We start from the raw sequence: 19109 nt of genomic DNA on the forward strand, positions 1-19109 counted from the left end.
TTTGGTTCTAATGCTCGATGATGTTTCTAGATATAAAAAAGCACCCAAGAACTATCAAAGGTGCTGCATTGCCAGTTTGCCCGCCTGAAGAATAACAACTGCTTCTCTGAATGGTTACGTTCACCTCAAATATGTCTTTGAAAAATCATGTTCGAGTTAATGAAGTGTTAAAAAATGTTATCGCTTGATGTCATACCCATAACAATTGCTGGTCTTCCTATTGGATAATATTCAATTTTCTTGCACGCTCTGATTCGATCTTCTTCAAGGAAATTCCTACCATCAAAAACAATCGGTTGTCTCATTGTATTCATCAATTTCTCCAGATCTAAATGTCTAAATTCATTCCATTCGGTAACAATAAATACAGCATCCGCATCCACTGTCGCTTCGCTGATTGAGCTTGCAAATCTTATTGTATCTCCTAATATGTTCTTCGCATTACCTATTGCAACCGGGTCATAAGCTACCACTTCTGCTCCCAGTTTGGTTAATGAACGCGAAATTTTGATTGATGGCGCTTCCCTCATATCGTCTGTCTCTGGCTTGAAAGCAAGACCAAGCATTGCAATCTTCTTCCCTTTTAAATCCCCCAAGCGATTTATTGCTTTCGTTACAAGGAGTTCCTGCTGAAAATCATTGATCGCTACTGTTTCTTTTAACAGGGAAAAATGTACTCCATTTAAATTGGCAGTACGAAGCAACGCTTTAACATCCTTTGGAAAACAAGATCCTCCATATCCAATACCTGGCTTTAAAAAAGCTTCTCCAATCCTTTTATCTTTTCCCATCCCCTTTGCTACATCTTTAACATCTGCACCTACTACTGCGCATAAATTTGCAACTTCATTGATAAAGCTAATCTTAGTCGCCAAAAAGGCATTAGATGCATACTTAATCATTTCCGCACTTCTAATACTTGTTAGGATAAATGGTACATTTAACGGACGATACATTTCTTGTACTTTCTTAGCCGCCCCATCATTTTCAGATCCAATGATGATTCGATCTGCTTGCATCGTATCCATGACTGCTGACCCTTGTCTGAGAAATTCAGGATTTGAAACCATATTGAAAGTGACGCTTTCGTTACAAAGTTCCTCCATAATGTTTTTAATAACATCATTCGTACCAACTGGCACAGTACTTTTTATAACGATTACTGAACTTTGTACCAAGTTCGCAGCAATATCCTTCGCGGCTTGCACAATATACGATAAATCTGCTCCTCCATCCTCCAATTGCGGTGTTCCTACTGCAATGATGATGATCTCGGCACCATTTAGCGCTTCTCGATGAGATGTTGTAAATAGCAATCTACCCGCTGCAGCATTTTGAGCAAGCAAATTCTCAAGACCCGGTTCATATATTGGAGAAATCCCTTGACATAGACTTTTAATTTTTTGTTCATTTGTATCGATACAAATGACACTATGCCCTATTTCTGACAAACAAACACCAGTGGACAGTCCGACATAACCTGTACCCAAAATAGCTATTTTCATATTATTCAAGCTCTCTCTTTATCATTTGAAGATTTTCTTTCTTACTTACATCCCTTAAATAGGAAAGTACCTCGTCTCTTATATCATCCCTGCGCAAAGCAAAGTCTATTGTTGCCTTGATGAATCCAACTTTATCACCAATATCATATCGGTTTCCCTCAAAGTTATATGCTAATACGGCCTGCTGCTTGTTTAGCTCATTTATGGCATCAGTAAGTTGTAATTCATTACCATGTTCAATCGGAAGATTTGACAGTGTTTCAAAAATCTCAGGTCTAAAAACATAACGCCCCATTATTGCATACCTGGAAGGAGCTTCTTCCCTTTTTGGTTTTTCCACCAAAGAATCGATATGAAAAAGGTTAGGCTCAATCATTGTCCCTTTTGGCTTAATAATTCCATATTTACTGACCTCCTTATCCGGTACATGTTGAACAGCTACGACTGAACTGTTGCAATACTCAAAAATACTGATGATTTGTTTCAGACAGGGTGTTTTAGACATAACGATGTCATCCCCTAACATAACAGCAAAAGGTTCATTTCCAATGAAGCTTTTAGCACAAAGAATTGCATGTCCTAGCCCCATCGGTTCCTTTTGGCGGACATAATAGATATTTGCCAAACTAGATATTTTCTGAACTTCCGCTAAAATACCGAGCTGATTTTTTCTTAAAAGTGCATCTTCCAACTCATAGGATTTATCAAAATGATCCTCTATTGATCTTTTTCCTCTACCGATTATGATAATAATTTCCTCTATACCCGAAGCTACTGCTTCTTCAACTATATATTGAATCGTTGGTTTATCAACAATCGGCAGCATTTCCTTAGCCTGAGCTTTTGTTGCAGGCAAAAATCGAGTCCCGAGTCCTGCGGCCGGAATAATGGCCTTTCGGATTTTCATAAGCTGCCTCCTTTTGTCATTCATTTATCCTTTATATGCAATAGGACAACTTCCGGTCTAGTTAATAGCCCATTTAGTCCATTTTTATTTAACTGGGACCAGAAGGCTATACTTGTAAGAATCCCAATCTGGCTGCTGCCGATCGTCGCAACCTGTCAGTTAGTGCCAAATTAAAAACTCCATTACACTTTATATGTAATGGAGTTACCATGGCTTTTGTCTAATGGTCGATAAGAAATTGTTGCTCTCATTTCTGACAGCTATAGTTTCCCAAAGAAAGAAAAAAAGGGAATCGTTTAGACTGCTGAACAGCAAAAAAACTCACACAGTAGTTTATCCAAACCGTAGACTAATTTATAAGCGGTTTTTTCACAAATAACCTTTTAAAATATAGGAGGGGCTGTATTCATGATTTGATTGGGATTTACAATTAATTTCTTAATCTTAAATTTAAGAAGACTATAAAAAGGTGAGTTTATTAACTCCCTGCATTTCTAATTAAATGGTTATCAGGCCTGATAACTAAGAGTACAATCTTTGTTGAAATGGATATAGTCTAGGCATTTTATTAACTAGCCCCTAACGCGACACCTGTTATCATCCTTGAAAGCAACACTACTACTTCTCCGTACATAAAGCACAAAACTTGGCATATTGGATACATTTCTAATGTACCATGCCGCTCCATTTACAACCCTGACGCCATCGCCATAGGTTTCGTTTTCTGCTGGAACATACCCTACACCAACTACAGCGATATGTTTGAAGCTGGTTTTTCCATAACCCTTTGAAGGAAACTCAAAAAATTTGGGATGCACATTTGTCGGACAGGAGGGGGAAACCGTGAAACCGGCTCCGTGTCGGGGACTTGCTCCCATTAACCACGCGAAACAGATCCTAAGGGACTCAAAGGCAATCAAAACAAGATCTCCGGGTCAAGTAAGGCAAAACGCAAAAAATCTGCGTATGTATATCGCGAATTCCTTTATATACATTTGACTATTGGGTTAGCAAAGACACGAAGGATATTGCCATGCTGCAACAGAACCTGCATTATTCCCGTCCTTCTGTCACCATGCAATACATAAGGTATTACCGAAGAAGTAACAAACAATGTACTAAAAACAGTAGCATTTTCATTTTTATAAATTAAAAATGACGCATTCAAAACGTTCGTAAAAATCAATGTAAATTCTTGAAACTAGTTTGCACTTTTACGAACATTTAAAATGGCAGTTCAGGAGAATACGCCTCCGTTCCCGAACGTGTACTTTTATGAACAGAACAGCAGGAAGACTCCGTAACGAAACCGAACCTTTTTACAATAGTAACGGGTGGCAAATATTCTAGTTTTCAATTAATTAAAGAAGAAAGGACTTACTCAGCCACTTCTTCTTTATTTAGTTTCCTCTTCATTTTTATTACTACTACTACTGCTATTTGCTATAAACATGGCAATCTGCGCCTTTTTTTCTACATCTAGATCAAGTGTATCGATTATGCTAAAAGGAGATTTTAATAAGAGGGGTTGTGGTTGTGAAATCTTCGTTAATTCGTGTAAGATTTTAATTGAAGTTTGATCTTGTTGTTTAATTAACTGATTCTGAAGTTGAATCTGAAGTTCCTTATGTTGTTGTTCTTGGAATTGGAGTTGGACTTGAATATTTTCTAGTGGTTGTGAACGCTTCGTTATTTCCTGTAAGACCTTATTTGAATTCTCATCTTGTTGTTTAGATAACTTATCTTGAAGCTGGACCTGAAATTCCTTCTGCTGTTGTTCTTGGAGTTGGAGTTGGACTTGAATATTTTCTAGTGGTTGTGAAATCTTCGCTATTTCGTGTAAGATTTTATTTAAAATCTCATTTTGTTGTTTAATTAACTGATTCTGAAGTTGAACCTGAAGCTCTTTCTGTTGTTGTTCTTGGAGTTGGAGCTGGACTTGAATATTTTCTAATATATGGTTAAAGTCATCATGCTTTTTATCATTTTTCTTAACTTTCTTATATTTCTTCTTTTTGTCTTCTTCTTTATATTTATCTGTTTGATCATTTTTACCCATTAGGTTCCCACCCTTTTCTATTTATTGGTTATGGAAGCACACTTGTATTTCATATTGTGTATTAGTAAAATCGCATTGACATAATATTATTTTTTATGTTTCTAAGTAAATCACTTACGTTGCAGGAACCAGTTTAAGGACAATCGTAGATAGCTATTTCACCATTTCCTAGTGTTGTTGTCGTCATGAAATGTGTTGCCGTTTCGATCATAATTACAGAATTGTTCTTGGTATTTATTGTATCGTCGTCCACATTGATGGTGTACGCAGCAGTAGCACCTAATAGTCAAGGGGTCGGTAGTCCTTGACACGTTATTTTCACAGGGCCACTCGGAAAACTAGGAATGGTAAAGTAATGGCCATTTAATGCAGGGCAACCATGGATACACCGTAATCAAAGAAGTTATTAGTTGGTGTGTACTTAAAACAATTTGAAGCTTCTCTGCCCCAGGATGGATGTTGGGAGCGGGGTCTAACTCTTCAAAAGTAACGGAAGCCAAATTAACGTTACAGCCTAAGCAGTATTAATCAAAATGGTTGGTGTATTATTAAGGGTGTATGGGTTTCCCATATTGTTATTTGCATGGATAGAGAACAACTTCACCATTCTTTCTATAATTATTCAACAAGCCTTTGAATGACTGAGCGTTTGCCATGTGTAAACGTAAACTTATAGCACCTTGCAATAAAAAATCCAAAAAACACTTTATAAAGGAAAAATCGCTATCCTTTTGGTAATAATATAATTTTACGAGAATTATAATTTGTATAACTGCCGTATTTTACGTTCGTTATTGTAAATGGATTGGGCGCCAGGGTGGGGTCCTTCTTCGACTGATCATACAATAAATCCCAGAAAAAAGTTTGCGACACGTATATCGCGAATTGCTTCCAGGAGGACTATAACTATACGAAAAACGCCAGAGTCCATACTTAGGAAGGAGGGCCGGCTGGCCTCCCGGCATTTAAAGAAGGCCGTAGCATTCGTTGGCGCGGAACATGTCGGCATCCATACTCGGAAAAACGTTTGGCTTTTGGTTATACAAAGACATGAAGGATATTGCCATGCTGCAACAGAACCTGCATCATTCCCATCCATTTGTCACTCTACCCAATATAGGTATTAATGAAGAAGAAACAAAAAATGCACTAATTACAGTTATCATTTCATTTTTCAAAAATAAAAATGCCGCATTCAAAACGTTCGAACAATATAAACTAGTTCGTACTTTTACAAACGTTAAAAATAGTGATAAGCCTCCGTTTTAAAAATACTATACAGGCCCTTTTGAATGAATTTCTATATATTGTTTATTGTTCAGCGTCATAGCAACCCAAAATAACTCCTTTTTAGCTTTAATGGAGTTATTTTTTATTTATAAATCTTTTAATTCCTTTTCCTTAGTTACAATAATGTGGCGCCAATCGGCATCCAATCTGGTAAACTTTAAACGCTTCATTTCTTTTAGCATAAAAAGAACTTGCCTCATCAATTTTTCGGATACAGCCCCTCCAGATTCTAAATGCTGAAATAAAGTTACACTCCTGAAATATTACATAACCATATAATTTCACCAGCCTTATAACGCCGTGGAATAGTGGGAGACTCATGTTCAATTTTCAATACAATACATTCCATCCTTTAACGGCATACTCCGGTTTTGCACAAATTTCCACACATTTGTTTGACAAGTTTTTAAAAATGGCCCATTGCACTGCCTTACCAATGAGTAAACAAAACAACGATGGATTTTTATTACTCTTCAATAACACCACTTTTAAACACTCCTTCACATTTCCTATCAAACTATTACTTTTTATCCTTTTTTCTTTTTCTCTCATTAACCTGCTTCCCCTTATCATTGCCATTGTGAAAGGAGACGTTCTCCACAAAGATTAGTGAAATAATAACTGATATAAAACATTTTGAAAAATCCCTTCAATAATAAAAGGTAATAATTTCACGTAAGGATTTTGATGAAAATACACACATAAATATCTTGTTGTGAGCTTATTATGTTTTATGTAAAAGATTAGAGTTTGCTATAGTCAAGTACCAGGTCACCCAGTAATGTTTACTTGTCGACCTCATAATACGAAGCAATGTTAACGGAAATAAGAAACAGTTATATAACAACTTACATGGTATAATTAATAAAGAAAAACGCTTACAGAAATAGGATAAACTAACTGTTCGGAAAATTCATTCTTTTGGGAGTCGATGAAAGTTGACAGTGGATAATAAAATAAGGAAAGAACAAACGATTTTTAACCATATTGGAAATACAATCCAAACGGAAGATAGAGAAATTAATGTGATTGCTAAATTAGAAGAACCTCTAGTTGTAGTTTTAGGAAATGTTTTGAGTGAAGAAGAATGTGACGGTCTTATTGAATTGTCAAAAAATAAAATGCATCGTTCCAAAACTGGAGTTACGCACGAAGTAAATGAGATAAGAACAAGCAGTAGTATGTTTTTCCAAGAAAATGAATATGACATCATTACCAAAATTGAAAAAAGGATATCTACAATCATGAATATCCCCCTTGAACATGGAGATGGTATTCAAATTCTTAAATATACTCCTGGTCAAGAGTATAAAGCTCATTTTGATTTTTTTACATCTTCAAGTACAGCAACAAAAAATAATAGAATCAGCACAATCATCATGTACTTAAATGATGTGGAGCATGGAGGAGAAACCTTTTTTCCTAAACTGAATTTCTCTGTGTCCCCGCGAAAGGGGATGGCTGTGTATTTCGAATATTTCTATAACGATAAAAACATAAACGAACGAACTTTACATGGTGGAGCGCCCGTTATAACAGGGGAAAAATGGGTTGCAACACAATGGATGAGGAGACAAAAATAGGCTGAAGATTGATGATGTGCAAAACGATAGATTTTAAATGACTCAAATTCAGGTGCCAAATGAACAAAGGCACCTTTTCGTTCATTTAGAAACTATTTACAAAAATTCCCAACGTTGAAATCAAAAAAGAAAGATCAATAGTCTTAATTAACACTGGCCCGGCGCTTTGAACTCCAAAATTTCCGTTCGCCCTTAATCCTAACAATCGATTCGACTATCAAGGGTTTCAAACAAACTTTTACTCTAGGAATTTCGTTAAGTTTTATTTGAAAATAATCTGTATGCATAAAAAAACTTTTTATTTACCTTTGTTGCTCTTTCTAAAATTATCGTAATCAGTCTTAATGTAATGAAATACCCTCGCGTTACCATTATGGTCTGGATGAGTAATTTTTAATAACCCTTTATATTCTGCTAATACTTCTTTACTGCTCGCCATTTTAGAGAGCCCTAATTTTTCACTATAATCATTTGATTGAGTAGTGGAGTCAATACTGTAATTGTTTCTGATATTTTCTTTTAATTTTATCAATTCATTACGTAATTCAATATTTTCTTTTAACAATTCCTTTGTTTCATTTTGTAATGCACTTTTTTCATTCTTTAGAATGGCAACTTCCTTTTTGAACATATCCCTTTGCTGAATCAATATTCTTTTTCCAGTCTCATGAAGTTCTTCGATTCCTTCTATATGCTTATCTTGAGCTTGTATTTTTAATTTTAATCGATGTATGATTTCATCTTTATTTTGATCTATGATATCATTTATAGCCAGCTTTGAAGCTGTGTCATCGCTTATGTATCCATTGTTCCTCTTTCCATTTCCCGCGTATTTAATCTTCCCTTCACGAAGCCAGCGCCTAATAGTTTGTACACTATTACTTTCTGTTACTCCTGCATCTTTTAACATTTCAAATGCTTGATCGATGTCATCCATTATGTATCCAGTTTTTCTATTTCCGTTTCCCCCCTCATATTTAATCTTCCCTTCACGAAGCCAGCGTCTAACGGTTTGTATGCTACTGCTTTCTGTTACTCCTGCATCCTTTAACAGGTTGAAAGCTTGATCTGTGTTCACGTTGGTCCCCCTTTCCCCTTATTACACGATGTAAAGTTACCTCGAATGAGATTAGCCTATTACCAGGAATATATTTCACAAAGAATGCGGCTAATTTGTATGTCAATGTTTTAAATAATAGCATAGCCATTTTCTAAACAAAGAACAAATAGATGAAGAATATATGACGAATATCACAGAAAAATAACGATAAGGTATCAAAGTTAAAAGTGTGGAACCCAAATAAATTATCGGTAATTACGTAAATCATGATATGAATGGTGGAGTTCGGTTTTTAAGAGCAATATATATATGAATCCAGGACCTGGGGACAGTGAAAATGTACGTCTACATTTTGTTATCTTACATACTATGTTACAGTTCGGGATGATCCTTGGCTGCTTATGAAAAGAGATAAGAATCATACCTTTAATTCCGAATGGAATTCTGCAAGTAAAACCTTACTTTACTACTTTAAGGAAATTCCCATATTAAAAATCCCAATCTCTCCGTGATATAGATGAGAAATTGGGATTTATTTATTTAACAAATAACAGTTGCAACTATTAGTTAGTCACAAGAAGCTGTTATTGTTTAAACTAGAAAAAATTATTGTTGACCCTCTGTATATATTTGAAAGGTTACACCGAATTTGTCAGATACAATTCCATAAGCAGGACTGAAAAAAGCTTCCTGAAGCGGCATTTTCACTTCTCCACCTTGCGACAAAGTTTCAAAGATTCGTTTTGATTTTTCAATATCGTTCATTGAAATACAGATCGTGACTTGATCTCCAGACTGACTGGTTTGACCTGGAAACGTATCGGAAAACATGAGGTCGGTTTCCCCAACCTTTAACATTGCGTGTGCCACAAGATCCTTTGCTTCTTCTGGCAGAGGAAATTCAGGGTTTTCTGGCATCTCTCCAAAAGATTGATTAAAAAGGACTTTTGCATCCAATGCTTTTTCGTAAAATTGAATCGCTTCCTTCGCATTTCCGTTCATCATTAAATATGGAGATAATCGCATGGTCATAATTAAGTAGCTCCTTTTGCTTTAATTTTTACTAAGCTTGAGAGATTTCCAAGCTTCCTTTTGAACTGGTTAGTGGCAATAAATGATTTACCATTATTACCCATAATTAAATTTTACAACAAGGAACATGCGTTCGTCAATGAGATCTTACTGAAAACTATCAATTTTTTTGTTTGTTAATGATTTAATTGACAATTCCAAGGTTATTTGTTCAACCTTGAAGAATTGTCATTTCGCAATATATATTACGATGATGTAGTCATCGAAAAGTTGATTTGATTTATTATCGGTTTTCAAGTCATGAATCCATTTCAATCAAGGACACGATGAAATGAAAACATACTAAGATTAGTAGTGCGGACCAAGGCATTGGTCCACACTACTATTTTTTATATAGTAGAAATGAAGAATAGGTCGATCATGCCTTAGGATCTAGAATCCGTAATTAAAACGGACCTTCTTCATTTACCTTATTTGAATCAGGTTTTAGTATGTTGGATCCTAGAGATCGTGTATAAGAATTTAGAGTCGAAAAGTGTAAGATGAAGGCTTCAATTTAAGAAAATTGTAGGAGGATAACATGAAACATGTAATTGCCTTTGACGTGAGTATGGGAAAGAGTTACATGGTCATTTATAATGGCTTGAAAAAATGTATTTATGAAGCTGAAATTAAACACACCAAACCTGAGTTTGAAAAGTTAAGAGCTCGGATTGATGAATTAATCGAAGGATATGGGGACCAACCTTATATTGTGTTCGAATCAACTGGTGTCTATTCTCGGCAATTGGAACGCTTTATGCGTGATAACTATTTTTCCTACTGTCTTTTAAACCCTCTAGAGGCTAAAAAGCAATGTGATGCCTTAAGGATTCATAAAACTGATAAAAGTGATGCCCATCAATTGGCTTTAACTCACTCCTCTGTCTCCCGAAAGAAGACAAACGGGACAGACACCCTGTTTCAACAGTTGAAGTCACTTTCGAGATTTTACAGTGAGCTTGATGATGATTTATCGGTAACTCGTAGTCGCATGCATAAAGTCATTCAGTTGACCTTTCCTGAACTGGAAAAACTCTTCACCATTAAATCTGATTTATTTCTAAACATTGTCCAATTGTTTCCACATCCAGATTTTGTTCAGGGACTTTCAAAAACAATTATTAAAAATAAAATACGTGCCAATACAAATAAAAATATCTCGGGAGCGAAGGCAGAAAAGAAAGCAATCGCACTAATTGAGGCGTCCCAGCAGTCCTATCCAGCTGTTTCTTCATCGGATGTTTTATGCGAGCAACACGGTCATACGCTAGACGTTATCAAGAACTTCTCCAACAGAAGGAACAATGTATTAATGATATGGTCCAATTAGCAGAAAAACGCAACGAATACAAGGTGATCTTGAGTTTTCCAGGCATTGGCCCCAATACAGCAGTTCGCTTAATAGCAGAAATCGGAGACATCCACCGTTTTGAGAATAACAAACAATTAAATGCTTTTGCGGGTAGTGACATACGCCGATTCCAATCAGGAAAAACCTATTTTAAGGACAAAATTAATAAGCGTGGTAATAAACACTTACGAAAACTGCTGTTCCTAATCATTCAGAACATGATTAAACAGAGACGTTACGGACAGAATCATATCGTTGATTATTACGACAAATTAAAAACGCAACCCTATAACAAATGTCATAAAGTTGCGTCCATCGCCTGTGTGAATAAGCTTTTGAAGAACATCTTCTTTCTTCTTTCTTATTTCACACAATATGAACTATGATTACGGCTTGGCCTCCAAATCATAGTTTTATAAATAATAACATAATCAAATGACCTAGTAAAAAAATCCAAGTTGGCTAGATCTATTTTGTATGCATATATTTAACAATTCGTCACCCAATTATTATTAGTAACCCTGAACACTCTGTACATTCTAAATACTAATAAATTAATTCAAGCAAAGACATTGACTAATCGTAAGAAAGGCATGAGCCCAGTAGATTACCAGTTTCATGCCTCTAGATTGCCTAAAAAGGTGTTTAATTTTTTGTGATATCGTTTATTGGTATTAACTTGCTATCATTTTTGAATCTTGTCTTTTTTTAAGGGTAGGTAACTTAGAGTCTATAGATAGGAATCGGCTCCCATTCAATACTAGGTGAAGTGCAATAATCATAAGAATGAGATCCAGTTCGTACCCTGTGCCTTCTCCATTACCCATAAAACCTGCTGGGAATTTCACATAAACAATTGCACCAGCCATGATGAATACAAGGAGGGCAGAAATTATTCTTGTTCCAAGACCTATAATTAATGCAATTCCTCCAACCAATTCAATAATACCGACTACATAGGCCATGAATCCAGGAATGCCTATACTTTGAAACCATCCTGAAGTGTTATCCAATCCTCCTTTGAATTTTGACAAACCATGCAAGAAAAATGAAATTCCCAACATAACCCTTAATAAAAAAGTTCCGATCTCTTGTTTATTCATGACACATCTCCTTTTGATTTATTTCACACTACAAAGTGTAGTGTAAGATGGTAAAAAAATCAAGTGAAAGTCATCAGACAATCACTATAGTCATTCCCAAAAGTATAATTAACACATAAATAGAAACAAAAATCGTGGTAGTTTCAGCCCTCAAAGGAATCGTTTTATGGGGATCAATTAATTGCTGAAGTCTATAGTTAACTGATTCATTGGAGAAATGGACAAGGACAGGAGATGATTTATCAGTGCAACCATGTTTAATTAACTTCAACAAAGCGGCACTTATGCCTAATTCAGTCCCCATTTTATGAATCGCATTTTCGTCGGCTGATAATTCACTTATTATTTTGTAATTTTCAAGGCACCATTTTGTCAGTGGGACAAACCATAACGCATCTGAGATCAACTGTAAAATAAAAATTACCAGTGGGTCATATTTTTTTTGGTGAAAGTCTTCATGCTCTACTACCGCTTCTAGCTCATCAAAATCCAACAATTGAATCAAACCGGTACTGAACATGGAAGGCCGCCTGAAACCAAGCGTAAAAGCAAAAGGCTGTTCAGCGTTCACAACTAAGATATCATTGTTGACCCGATTGAATATTTCATTTATTGACCTTGTCATATCAATATTTTTGGAAAGTAACAGCTTTTGTTTAAACCTTCTGGATAAAAGATATTGTTCTGCAATTTTAAATAAGGTGCTCAATATACTATAGGATATTATTATACTTAGCAGGATGACGACCACAAAGTAGTATACTGAATCTTCCTTGAATAAGCTAAAACAAAATTTTAAAAAATTTGCTTTAATATTCACACCAAAAAAGATGTGGACCAAAAAAGCACCCATTTGGCACCATACTACACAGGCAATTAAAAGACTCAGGCCTATCACATAATAAGACTTTCTCTTCCACATCATAATTTATCCTTTTTTAACGATTGAATTTTCCGTTCCAATTTTTCAATTAAACCTTGGTCAGCATCTTTCATAGCATCCAGCATATGGTTTATGACTGCCCCACCAAATTCATCCAGCAAATTCTCAGTCAGTTTCTTTGACTGCTCTTCTAGAAACTCCGCTTTTGACTGAACGGGGCGAAATAATGAAATTCTTCCTTTAGACCTCTTTTCAAGAATACCTTTTTCTACCAAACGATTCATGACAGTCATTACTGTGTTGAAATTGATGGGTTTGTCAATTTCCAATGATTGCTGTACCGATTTAATGCTCTGTTCATCTTTATCCCATAAATATTCCATGATATTAGCTTCCAATGGACCAAAGAAACGATTCAGGCCAACTTCATCATATTTAAAATTTTTAATATGCATCTATTATCACCCCCACTACGAATTGTAGTGGAATTCCTTGTTACAATCAAGTTACATCCGGAAGATTAGCATCACGGATTTCTCTGGATTGGCTTTACTTGCTTTTCAAGACCCTATTGGCCTTGCTTTACCCAGTTGTTACAGTAGTACATCCATTCCTTTTTCCTTTTAAACGAGAATCAAATTTTGCTATCAAATTAAGAAACGAGCCTATTGGAGGCCCGTTTCACTAATTATAAAGTACCTCTTTGTGCAAGTTCCTCTATTTCATCAGAATTATAAAAATGATATCCTTTTGCCGTCGTTTGGGCCGCAGCGTACATTGCAGCTGCTACTTTGTTTGCTTCTATTGCACGGTATGGGCGTAATGGACCCACAAAGACAAACTTAGCAGAAGTACCTAGCAGACCAGAAATCTTTTCACCTGCCCTGAATTCCTTGCGTTCTCCAAGAAGCAAGGAAGGGCGGAATATATGTACAGTATTCAATTCCAGGTGTTTTAGTGTTCTTTCCACATCACCCTTAACGCGACTGTAGAAAAACTTTGATTTGGAATTGGCTCCCATGGCCGTTATGACGAGTAATTTTTCAACATGGGATGTCTTCGCCATTTTAGCGGCTTCGATTACATAGCCATAATCAACTTTATGAAAAGCTTCCTTCGTTTTAGCTTTTTTGATTGTTGTACCCAAACAAATGAAAACATCTGAGACATTGAACAAATCGGCATACTTGGATAAATTCTCAAAATCCACAACGTGTACTGTGCACTTGGGTTCCGTGAATTTCGTTTCCCTTCTTGTCAGCAAATGAATTTCTCCATAAATTTTGCTGTTGCTTATTTCTTTAACTAACTGGGTACCGACCACACCTGTAGCTCCTAAAATCAATGCCGTCTTATTAGTCATGATTTCCTTCTTTCTATAATTAGTTCCTCAATATCAACCATATTTATTTTATCTCTAATGTAACTTAATAGAACTAAGATAAATGTTTCACTTGATTGAAATCATCAATTATCCAAGAATCGACTTCAAACCTAATCGTACTCAAGCATGCATTGGATAAGCGCATTTCGTTGGATACGATTGACTCGTTTGTCATTAAGCGTAAAATAAAATGAATGACGGCTCCATGAGCGACAAGTATAACTTTCATCTCAGGATACTCCTTCTGAATTTCCTGGAGCCCATTCATCAGCCTGCTACGTAAGGATTCCTGATTTTCCTGACCAGGATATTCTTTATCCACGAATGCTGACTCCCTTTCAGCTGCTGTCATTCCTTCAGCGACGCCAAAATTCTTTTCAATGAATTCCATTTTTTCAATAACCGGGACTTCAATATATTGCGAAATGATATCTGCCGTTACCCTTGCCCTTTTTAGAGGACTCGAAATAATCACATCCCAAGAAGCCTCGTTTGACAAAAATTCACCACATTTCCGTGCCTGTATCTTTCCTAGTTCATTTAAAGGTATATCAGTTTGCCCCTGCAGTTTTCCTGATGCATTCCAATCTGTTTGACCATGCCGCACTAAACAGATAGTAGTAATTGTCCTCAAACCTTTCTATTTAGATTGATAATTTTTCACTTCTTCAATGATGGAGTTTCCTTCACTCTGTTCAAGATCTGACCATTTCCATTTTTCGTGCAAGCGTATTCTTCCATCTGCCAACATTTCAGGGGTGGAAAGACAGCTTCCTCCTCTAATTTCACCTTTTTCATTGATATGATTATACCTGAATTCTAGCGAACCATCCATATTGACAAGCCCTATTAAAGTCCCTTTAACAATCTCGCCACCATGATAACTTGCTGAAAGAATTGAGCCTTCTTGTGAATAGTGGAAGAAAGTATTTCCTGATACTTCTCCATTTTCAGAATTGACTTTAGCTTTGAATATCCGGCCATCATAATTAAACATCATCATTCCCCCATTGAATTAATAAGGATAATGATACCAAATAAACAAAAAAAAGAGTATTGAAAAATTTTATAGAATTTTAATTCGTTGTCAATTTAAATGCCACAAAAAATACATAATATTCCCCATTGAATTCCCCTATTATGTTGTGGTTATATTATGGAAGATGTTACTTATGGAATGAACATTCCCCAAGTTGAAACGTCTAATCAAACGGGAAGATGTTGGTGAGGTGCTCAATTGAAAGATATACTTCTGATTCTACTATTACAACTTATTTATGTTCCAATTTACACATTGCGAACCATTTTCTTAGTAAAAAATATTACCATACTTGCCTCGATACTGGGAATCGCAGAAATGTTAATATACGTTTTTGGATTGTCCCTAGTATTTGGCGGTGACCAAAGCATACTAGCCATGGTTGTATATGCAGTTGGTTTTGGAATCGGAATAATTTTTGGTACGAAAATTGAGCAAAAACTTGCCATCGGTTTCATTAATGTGACCGTTAATACTCAATCCAAAAATGAACAGTTGGTAGATACATTAAGGAACAACGGATTTGGTGTAACTCTTTATACGGGCGAGGGCAGGGATAGCAACCGGTATCGGATGGAAATCTTGACAAAACGCAATCGGGAACAAGAATTGATAGCAACTGTTGAAAAGTTTGAACCTAAGGCTTTCATCATTTCATATGAACCACGTTATTTTAAAGGTGGATTTTTACTGGATCGATTGAAAAATAAAGCAGGTTGAATGAAATGCAAAAGCCCATCTGTTAAGATGGGCTTTTGCATTTCATTTTGACTTTCTAATCTTTACTGCCCCCGTTACAGGTTGTTTTTTAATCCACTTTAAGTATTTTTTTAATGCTTCATCATCTTTTAGCAAAAGCACGGTATATAGTCGAATGTCACCTCTCACTTTCAATATAGTGCGTGAACCTGTTTATGACATGATTTATAGAGATAGAGATAGGCTATTATTAAAAGGATGCCGCCTAATTCTCTGGGTATTAAATGATGGATTGTAAAGTTCTATCTCTCCCCTGTCACACAAAGCTCACAAGCACCTTTCATCTCAGACTCGGCCGGTTAAGGCTTAACCGATTTTCCTTCTTCAACAATATGGAACATCAAATGGGCAAGATGGTGGATCGGACCATACTCTTCAATGTCATCATCATCTTCTTCCTCTTTCACTTCATCCATGCCTTGTAAATAAAGTGCCATGAACTCATAAAAATCATTTTTAGTGAAGGAGTAACAATCACTTGGATCCTGATTATCTTCTTCATACTGTAAAACTAGATGGGATAGATTACCCTCATCATCTTCAGCATCAAAAAAAACGAAATACCCGATATTTGTATCCAGTTCAAATAATCTGCGAAATCCTCTTGATGTTGATTTTTCAAACTCAGCCGACGCCAATTTTTGCACTTGCATGCTGTCTACATTATCTTCTTGATGAAAGCCCACGATAAATGTGTTCATAGTCTAACCTCCTGCTGAATATGGATAACCATTATTATCCCCATTTAACCGAATTTATTCGATTTAGAGGTTTGTTTCCAAGACAACAGGGCAATGGTCACTGCCCATGATATCGCAGTGAATGTTAGCCTCTATTAAAGAATCCGCCATACGTTTCGAAACAATGAAATAATCGATTCTCCACCCGATATTCCTCTCTCTTACTTTAGCCATATATGACCACCAAGTATAGGCGCCTTCCTGTTCCGGATAAAAATGACGAAATGTATCGATAAACCCTGCATCAAGTAATTCAGTCATCTTTCCTCGTTCTTCATTAGTGAAACCAGAATTCCCGATATTAGGTTTTGGGTTTTTCAAGTCGATTTCCTGATGTGCGACATTGAGGTCTCCACAATAGATAACCGGCTTCACCAAGTCCAGTTCTCTAAGATAATCAATTATCCCATCTTCCCATTCGAGACGATAATCAAGCCTTGATAAATCCCTTTTTGCATTTGGTGTATAAACATTCACCATATAGAAATTCTCAAATTCCAGTGTAATGATCCGGCCTTCCGGTTCCTCGACCATCTCCCCTACGCCATATTTCACTGAAAGCGGTTTTTCCTTTGTGAAAATGGCCGTACCTGAATATCCTTTTTTTAATGCATAATTCCAATATTGATGGTACCCTTCCAACTCAAGTGAAATCTGCCCTTCTTGAAGCTTAGTTTCTTGAAGGCAAAAAATATCTGCATTCACATCTTTAAAGTAATCTAAAAATCCTTTTTTAACACAAGCCCTAATTCCATTCACATTCCAGGAAACCAATTTCATACTCTCGTTAATTCTCCTTATGGTCAATTAATTTCTTTACATTTCAACTATACTATTTATCTGCTTTTTTTCCCATTAGAGTATATTCGAAAACAATCTGGCAAATGATTCTTTTGAACGTTCCAGTAGGCCACGATTGTTATACCCGATAGCATCTAGTTTTACACTATCCATCATATCCTCTTTATAATGAGTGACAAGATCATCAATTGTACGGCTGCCCATAAGAAAGACATTCACTTCAAAATTCAGATGAAAACTCCTCATATCCATGTTTGCCGTTCCTATGGAAGCCATATCACCATCAACGATAATAAGTTTCTGATGAAGAAACCCTTTTTTATATGAGTATACCTCTACACCGAATTGAAGCAACTCCCCGAAGTAGGAACGACTGCCATATTGGGTTAAAAATCCATCATTTATTGCCGGAACCATAAGCCTAACTTGTATCCCCTTAATTGCGGCATGTTGAATGGCTGCTTTAATCGCTTGATTTGGAACGAAGTATGGACTTGCAATCCAGATTGATTCCGTAGCGCTAGTGATAAGTGAATAGTAAAAGTCACTCATGATTCCCTGTTGTGTATCAGGTCCGCTTGCCACCACCTGGACAGCTCCATCTCCTTTTCCCACTGTATTCTTGAATTCTGGACGTTCTTGCAAGACATCTTCCCCACTGACATATTCCCAATCCAAAAGGAAAACCGTATGAAGCATATATACCGCTTCACCTTTAAGGACCATGTGTGTATCTCTCCAAAATCCAATGTTTTTATTTCGTCCTAAATATTCCTCTCCTACGTTTAGCCCTCCAACAAAACCAACTTCCCCATCAATGATGATGATTTTCCGATGATTCCTAAAATTAAACTTTTGGTTGAAAAAACCATGTTTCAATGGGGAAAATGAATAAGTTTTTATCCCTGCATTTCTCATCCGTTTAACTTCATTATTTGAAAGGCTTAAACTACCGGCCGCATCATAAATGAATAAAACTTCCACACCATTTTTTGCTTTTTCAATAAGGATATCTATAATTTCAGTACCAAGCCTATCAGAACGAAAAATATAATATTCAATATGGATGAATTTTTCAGCTTTTTTTAACTGTTTAATGATTTCTGTAAACGTTTCTTTACCATTTTTCAATACTTCCGTTTGCGATGACGTACTAATGGTGGTCTCAGATGCATTTTTAGCAAAAGCTGCGAATGATTGCTGATGATTATTCAAGAACGATAGATCTGGCGAGGCTACCTGTGTGACAAGACTCTTCCATTCTTCGCGATCTTTTTTCCTTTTATTTTGAAATAAATACCCTTTTAGATAGAGCTGACCTGAGAATAAATAAAATACATATCCAAATACCGGGAAAAACAAAAGCACATACATCCATAAAAGGGTCTCGTGAGCAAATCTATTTTCCAGCATGAGTGAAATCATGGTAATAAACATGACAAAAATATATAATCCAATAAAAAATAGCTTCATGTCGAAGCTAACATGTGTGAATAGGATCATATAAACTGCAGTAATTAAAATAAGTAAAAATACAAATTCCATTCTTCTTCTCTTCATCTTTTCATTCT

18 protein-coding genes and 1 pseudogene are annotated in these 19109 nt (G+C 36.0%); 4 read left to right on the forward strand and 15 right to left on the reverse strand.

The window, feature by feature from the left end; all coding sequences use genetic code 11:
- Window positions 1-167 precede the first annotated feature (167 nt).
- From IOC57_RS12345 to IOC57_RS12355, 3 genes are all read right to left on the reverse strand, one after another.
- A complete protein-coding gene (locus IOC57_RS12345) occupies window positions 168-1505 on the reverse strand; it encodes a UDP-glucose dehydrogenase family protein (protein ID WP_207439004.1) in 1338 nt (445 codons plus the stop codon).
- Window position 1506: 1 nt separating this feature from the next.
- Window positions 1507-2412, reverse strand: coding sequence for a UTP--glucose-1-phosphate uridylyltransferase GalU (gene galU / locus IOC57_RS12350; RefSeq protein WP_207439005.1), 906 nt, complete (start codon window positions 2410-2412; stop codon window positions 1507-1509).
- A gap of 1396 nt (window positions 2413-3808) precedes the next feature.
- Window positions 3809-4471 carry a hypothetical protein gene (locus IOC57_RS12355; protein WP_207439006.1) on the reverse strand — a complete coding sequence of 221 codons (663 nt, stop codon included), beginning with the start codon at window positions 4469-4471 and terminating at the stop codon, window positions 3809-3811.
- Between the two features lie 987 nt (window positions 4472-5458).
- Here IOC57_RS12355 and IOC57_RS12360 point away from each other — a divergent pair.
- Window positions 5459-5740 carry a site-specific integrase gene (locus IOC57_RS12360; protein WP_207439007.1) on the forward strand — a complete coding sequence of 94 codons (282 nt, stop codon included), beginning with the start codon at window positions 5459-5461 and terminating at the stop codon, window positions 5738-5740.
- Window positions 5741-6091: 351 nt separating this feature from the next.
- Here IOC57_RS12360 and IOC57_RS12365 read toward each other — a convergent pair whose 3' ends face one another.
- Window positions 6092-6313 (reverse strand): hypothetical protein, encoded by a 222-nt coding sequence (locus tag IOC57_RS12365; protein WP_207439008.1) that lies wholly within the window; start codon window positions 6311-6313, stop codon window positions 6092-6094.
- A gap of 386 nt (window positions 6314-6699) precedes the next feature.
- Here IOC57_RS12365 and IOC57_RS12370 point away from each other — a divergent pair, with 386 nt between their 5' ends.
- Window positions 6700-7344: a 2OG-Fe(II) oxygenase gene (locus tag IOC57_RS12370; RefSeq protein WP_207439009.1), complete on the forward strand. Its 645-nt coding sequence runs from the start codon at window positions 6700-6702 to the stop codon at window positions 7342-7344.
- A gap of 298 nt (window positions 7345-7642) precedes the next feature.
- On the opposite strand, the gene IOC57_RS12375 is transcribed toward IOC57_RS12370, so the two are convergent.
- The gene (locus IOC57_RS12375; RefSeq protein WP_207439010.1) at window positions 7643-8422 is read right to left on the reverse strand and encodes a hypothetical protein; all 780 of its coding nucleotides are present in this window, start codon (window positions 8420-8422) and stop codon (window positions 7643-7645) included.
- Window positions 8423-9010: 588 nt separating this feature from the next.
- Window positions 9011-9436 (reverse strand): VOC family protein, encoded by a 426-nt coding sequence (locus IOC57_RS12380; RefSeq protein ID WP_207439011.1) that lies wholly within the window; start codon window positions 9434-9436, stop codon window positions 9011-9013.
- Window positions 9437-10016: 580 nt separating this feature from the next.
- On the opposite strand from IOC57_RS12380, the pseudogene IOC57_RS12385 reads away from it, so the two are divergent.
- Window positions 10017-11240 (forward strand): annotated as a pseudogene (locus tag IOC57_RS12385) (IS110 family RNA-guided transposase).
- Window positions 11241-11503: 263 nt separating this feature from the next.
- Here the strand turns inward: IOC57_RS12385 and IOC57_RS12390 are convergent.
- The 6 genes from IOC57_RS12390 to IOC57_RS12415 all read right to left on the reverse strand — a co-directional run bounded on the left by IOC57_RS12390 (window position 11504) and on the right by IOC57_RS12415 (window position 15196).
- Complete coding sequence (locus tag IOC57_RS12390) at window positions 11504-11932, reverse strand: DoxX family protein (protein ID WP_207439012.1); 429 nt, start codon at window positions 11930-11932, stop codon at window positions 11504-11506.
- Between the two features lie 73 nt (window positions 11933-12005).
- The gene (locus tag IOC57_RS12395; protein ID WP_309487700.1) at window positions 12006-12857 is read right to left on the reverse strand and encodes a M56 family metallopeptidase; all 852 of its coding nucleotides are present in this window, start codon (window positions 12855-12857) and stop codon (window positions 12006-12008) included.
- Window positions 12854-13270 carry a BlaI/MecI/CopY family transcriptional regulator gene (locus IOC57_RS12400; protein ID WP_207439014.1) on the reverse strand — a complete coding sequence of 139 codons (417 nt, stop codon included), beginning with the start codon at window positions 13268-13270 and terminating at the stop codon, window positions 12854-12856. Before IOC57_RS12400 ends, IOC57_RS12395 begins: the two co-directional genes overlap by 4 nt.
- A 233-nt stretch (window positions 13271-13503) precedes the next feature.
- The gene (locus IOC57_RS12405) at window positions 13504-14178 is read right to left on the reverse strand and encodes an NAD(P)H-binding protein (RefSeq protein WP_286184796.1); all 675 of its coding nucleotides are present in this window, start codon (window positions 14176-14178) and stop codon (window positions 13504-13506) included.
- Between the two features lie 73 nt (window positions 14179-14251).
- Window positions 14252-14806 (reverse strand): histidine phosphatase family protein, encoded by a 555-nt coding sequence (locus tag IOC57_RS12410; RefSeq protein ID WP_309487701.1) that lies wholly within the window; start codon window positions 14804-14806, stop codon window positions 14252-14254.
- A gap of 33 nt (window positions 14807-14839) precedes the next feature.
- Window positions 14840-15196 carry an avidin-fold protein gene (locus IOC57_RS12415; protein ID WP_207439015.1) on the reverse strand — a complete coding sequence of 119 codons (357 nt, stop codon included), beginning with the start codon at window positions 15194-15196 and terminating at the stop codon, window positions 14840-14842.
- A gap of 240 nt (window positions 15197-15436) precedes the next feature.
- Here IOC57_RS12415 and IOC57_RS12420 point away from each other — a divergent pair, with 240 nt between their 5' ends.
- Entirely contained in the window at window positions 15437-15958 is a 522-nt protein-coding gene (locus tag IOC57_RS12420) for a DUF2179 domain-containing protein (protein ID WP_207439016.1), read from the forward strand.
- Between the two features lie 338 nt (window positions 15959-16296).
- Here IOC57_RS12420 and IOC57_RS12425 read toward each other — a convergent pair whose 3' ends face one another.
- The 3 genes from IOC57_RS12425 to cls form a co-directional block, all read right to left on the reverse strand.
- The gene (locus IOC57_RS12425; RefSeq protein WP_207439017.1) at window positions 16297-16698 is read right to left on the reverse strand and encodes a cytosolic protein; all 402 of its coding nucleotides are present in this window, start codon (window positions 16696-16698) and stop codon (window positions 16297-16299) included.
- 63 nt (window positions 16699-16761) lie between these two features.
- Window positions 16762-17517, reverse strand: coding sequence for an exodeoxyribonuclease III (locus IOC57_RS12430; protein ID WP_207439018.1), 756 nt, complete (start codon window positions 17515-17517; stop codon window positions 16762-16764).
- A 75-nt stretch (window positions 17518-17592) separates the two neighbouring features.
- The gene (cls, locus tag IOC57_RS12435; protein ID WP_207439019.1) at window positions 17593-19098 is read right to left on the reverse strand and encodes a cardiolipin synthase; all 1506 of its coding nucleotides are present in this window, start codon (window positions 19096-19098) and stop codon (window positions 17593-17595) included.
- Between the last annotated feature and the right edge of the window lie 11 nt (window positions 19099-19109).

This window comes from Bacillus sp. SD075 (assembly GCF_017355165.1).
GTDB lineage: Bacteria > Bacillota > Bacilli > Bacillales > DSM-1321 > Peribacillus.

Coding starts and splice junctions, on each gene's coding strand:
- IOC57_RS12345 (WP_207439004.1), bottom strand. CDS start 1,505: ATGAAAATAGCTATTTTGGGTACAGGTTATGTCGGACTGTCCACTGGT.
- galU (WP_207439005.1), bottom strand. CDS start 2,412: ATGAAAATCCGAAAGGCCATTATTCCGGCCGCAGGACTCGGGACTCGA.
- IOC57_RS12355 (WP_207439006.1), bottom strand. CDS start 4,471: ATGGGTAAAAATGATCAAACAGATAAATATAAAGAAGAAGACAAAAAG.
- IOC57_RS12365 (WP_207439008.1), bottom strand. CDS start 6,313: ATGAGAGAAAAAGAAAAAAGGATAAAAAGTAATAGTTTGATAGGAAAT.
- IOC57_RS12380 (WP_207439011.1), bottom strand. CDS start 9,436: ATGACCATGCGATTATCTCCATATTTAATGATGAACGGAAATGCGAAG.
- IOC57_RS12390 (WP_207439012.1), bottom strand. CDS start 11,932: ATGAATAAACAAGAGATCGGAACTTTTTTATTAAGGGTTATGTTGGGA.
- IOC57_RS12395 (WP_309487700.1), bottom strand. CDS start 12,857: ATGATGTGGAAGAGAAAGTCTTATTATGTGATAGGCCTGAGTCTTTTA.
- IOC57_RS12400 (WP_207439014.1), bottom strand. CDS start 13,270: ATGCATATTAAAAATTTTAAATATGATGAAGTTGGCCTGAATCGTTTC.
- IOC57_RS12405 (WP_286184796.1), bottom strand. CDS start 14,178: ATGACTAATAAGACGGCATTGATTTTAGGAGCTACAGGTGTGGTCGGT.
- IOC57_RS12415 (WP_207439015.1), bottom strand. CDS start 15,196: ATGTTTAATTATGATGGCCGGATATTCAAAGCTAAAGTCAATTCTGAA.
- IOC57_RS12425 (WP_207439017.1), bottom strand. CDS start 16,698: ATGAACACATTTATCGTGGGCTTTCATCAAGAAGATAATGTAGACAGC.
- IOC57_RS12430 (WP_207439018.1), bottom strand. CDS start 17,517: ATGAAATTGGTTTCCTGGAATGTGAATGGAATTAGGGCTTGTGTTAAA.
- cls (WP_207439019.1), bottom strand. CDS start 19,098: ATGAAGAGAAGAAGAATGGAATTTGTATTTTTACTTATTTTAATTACT.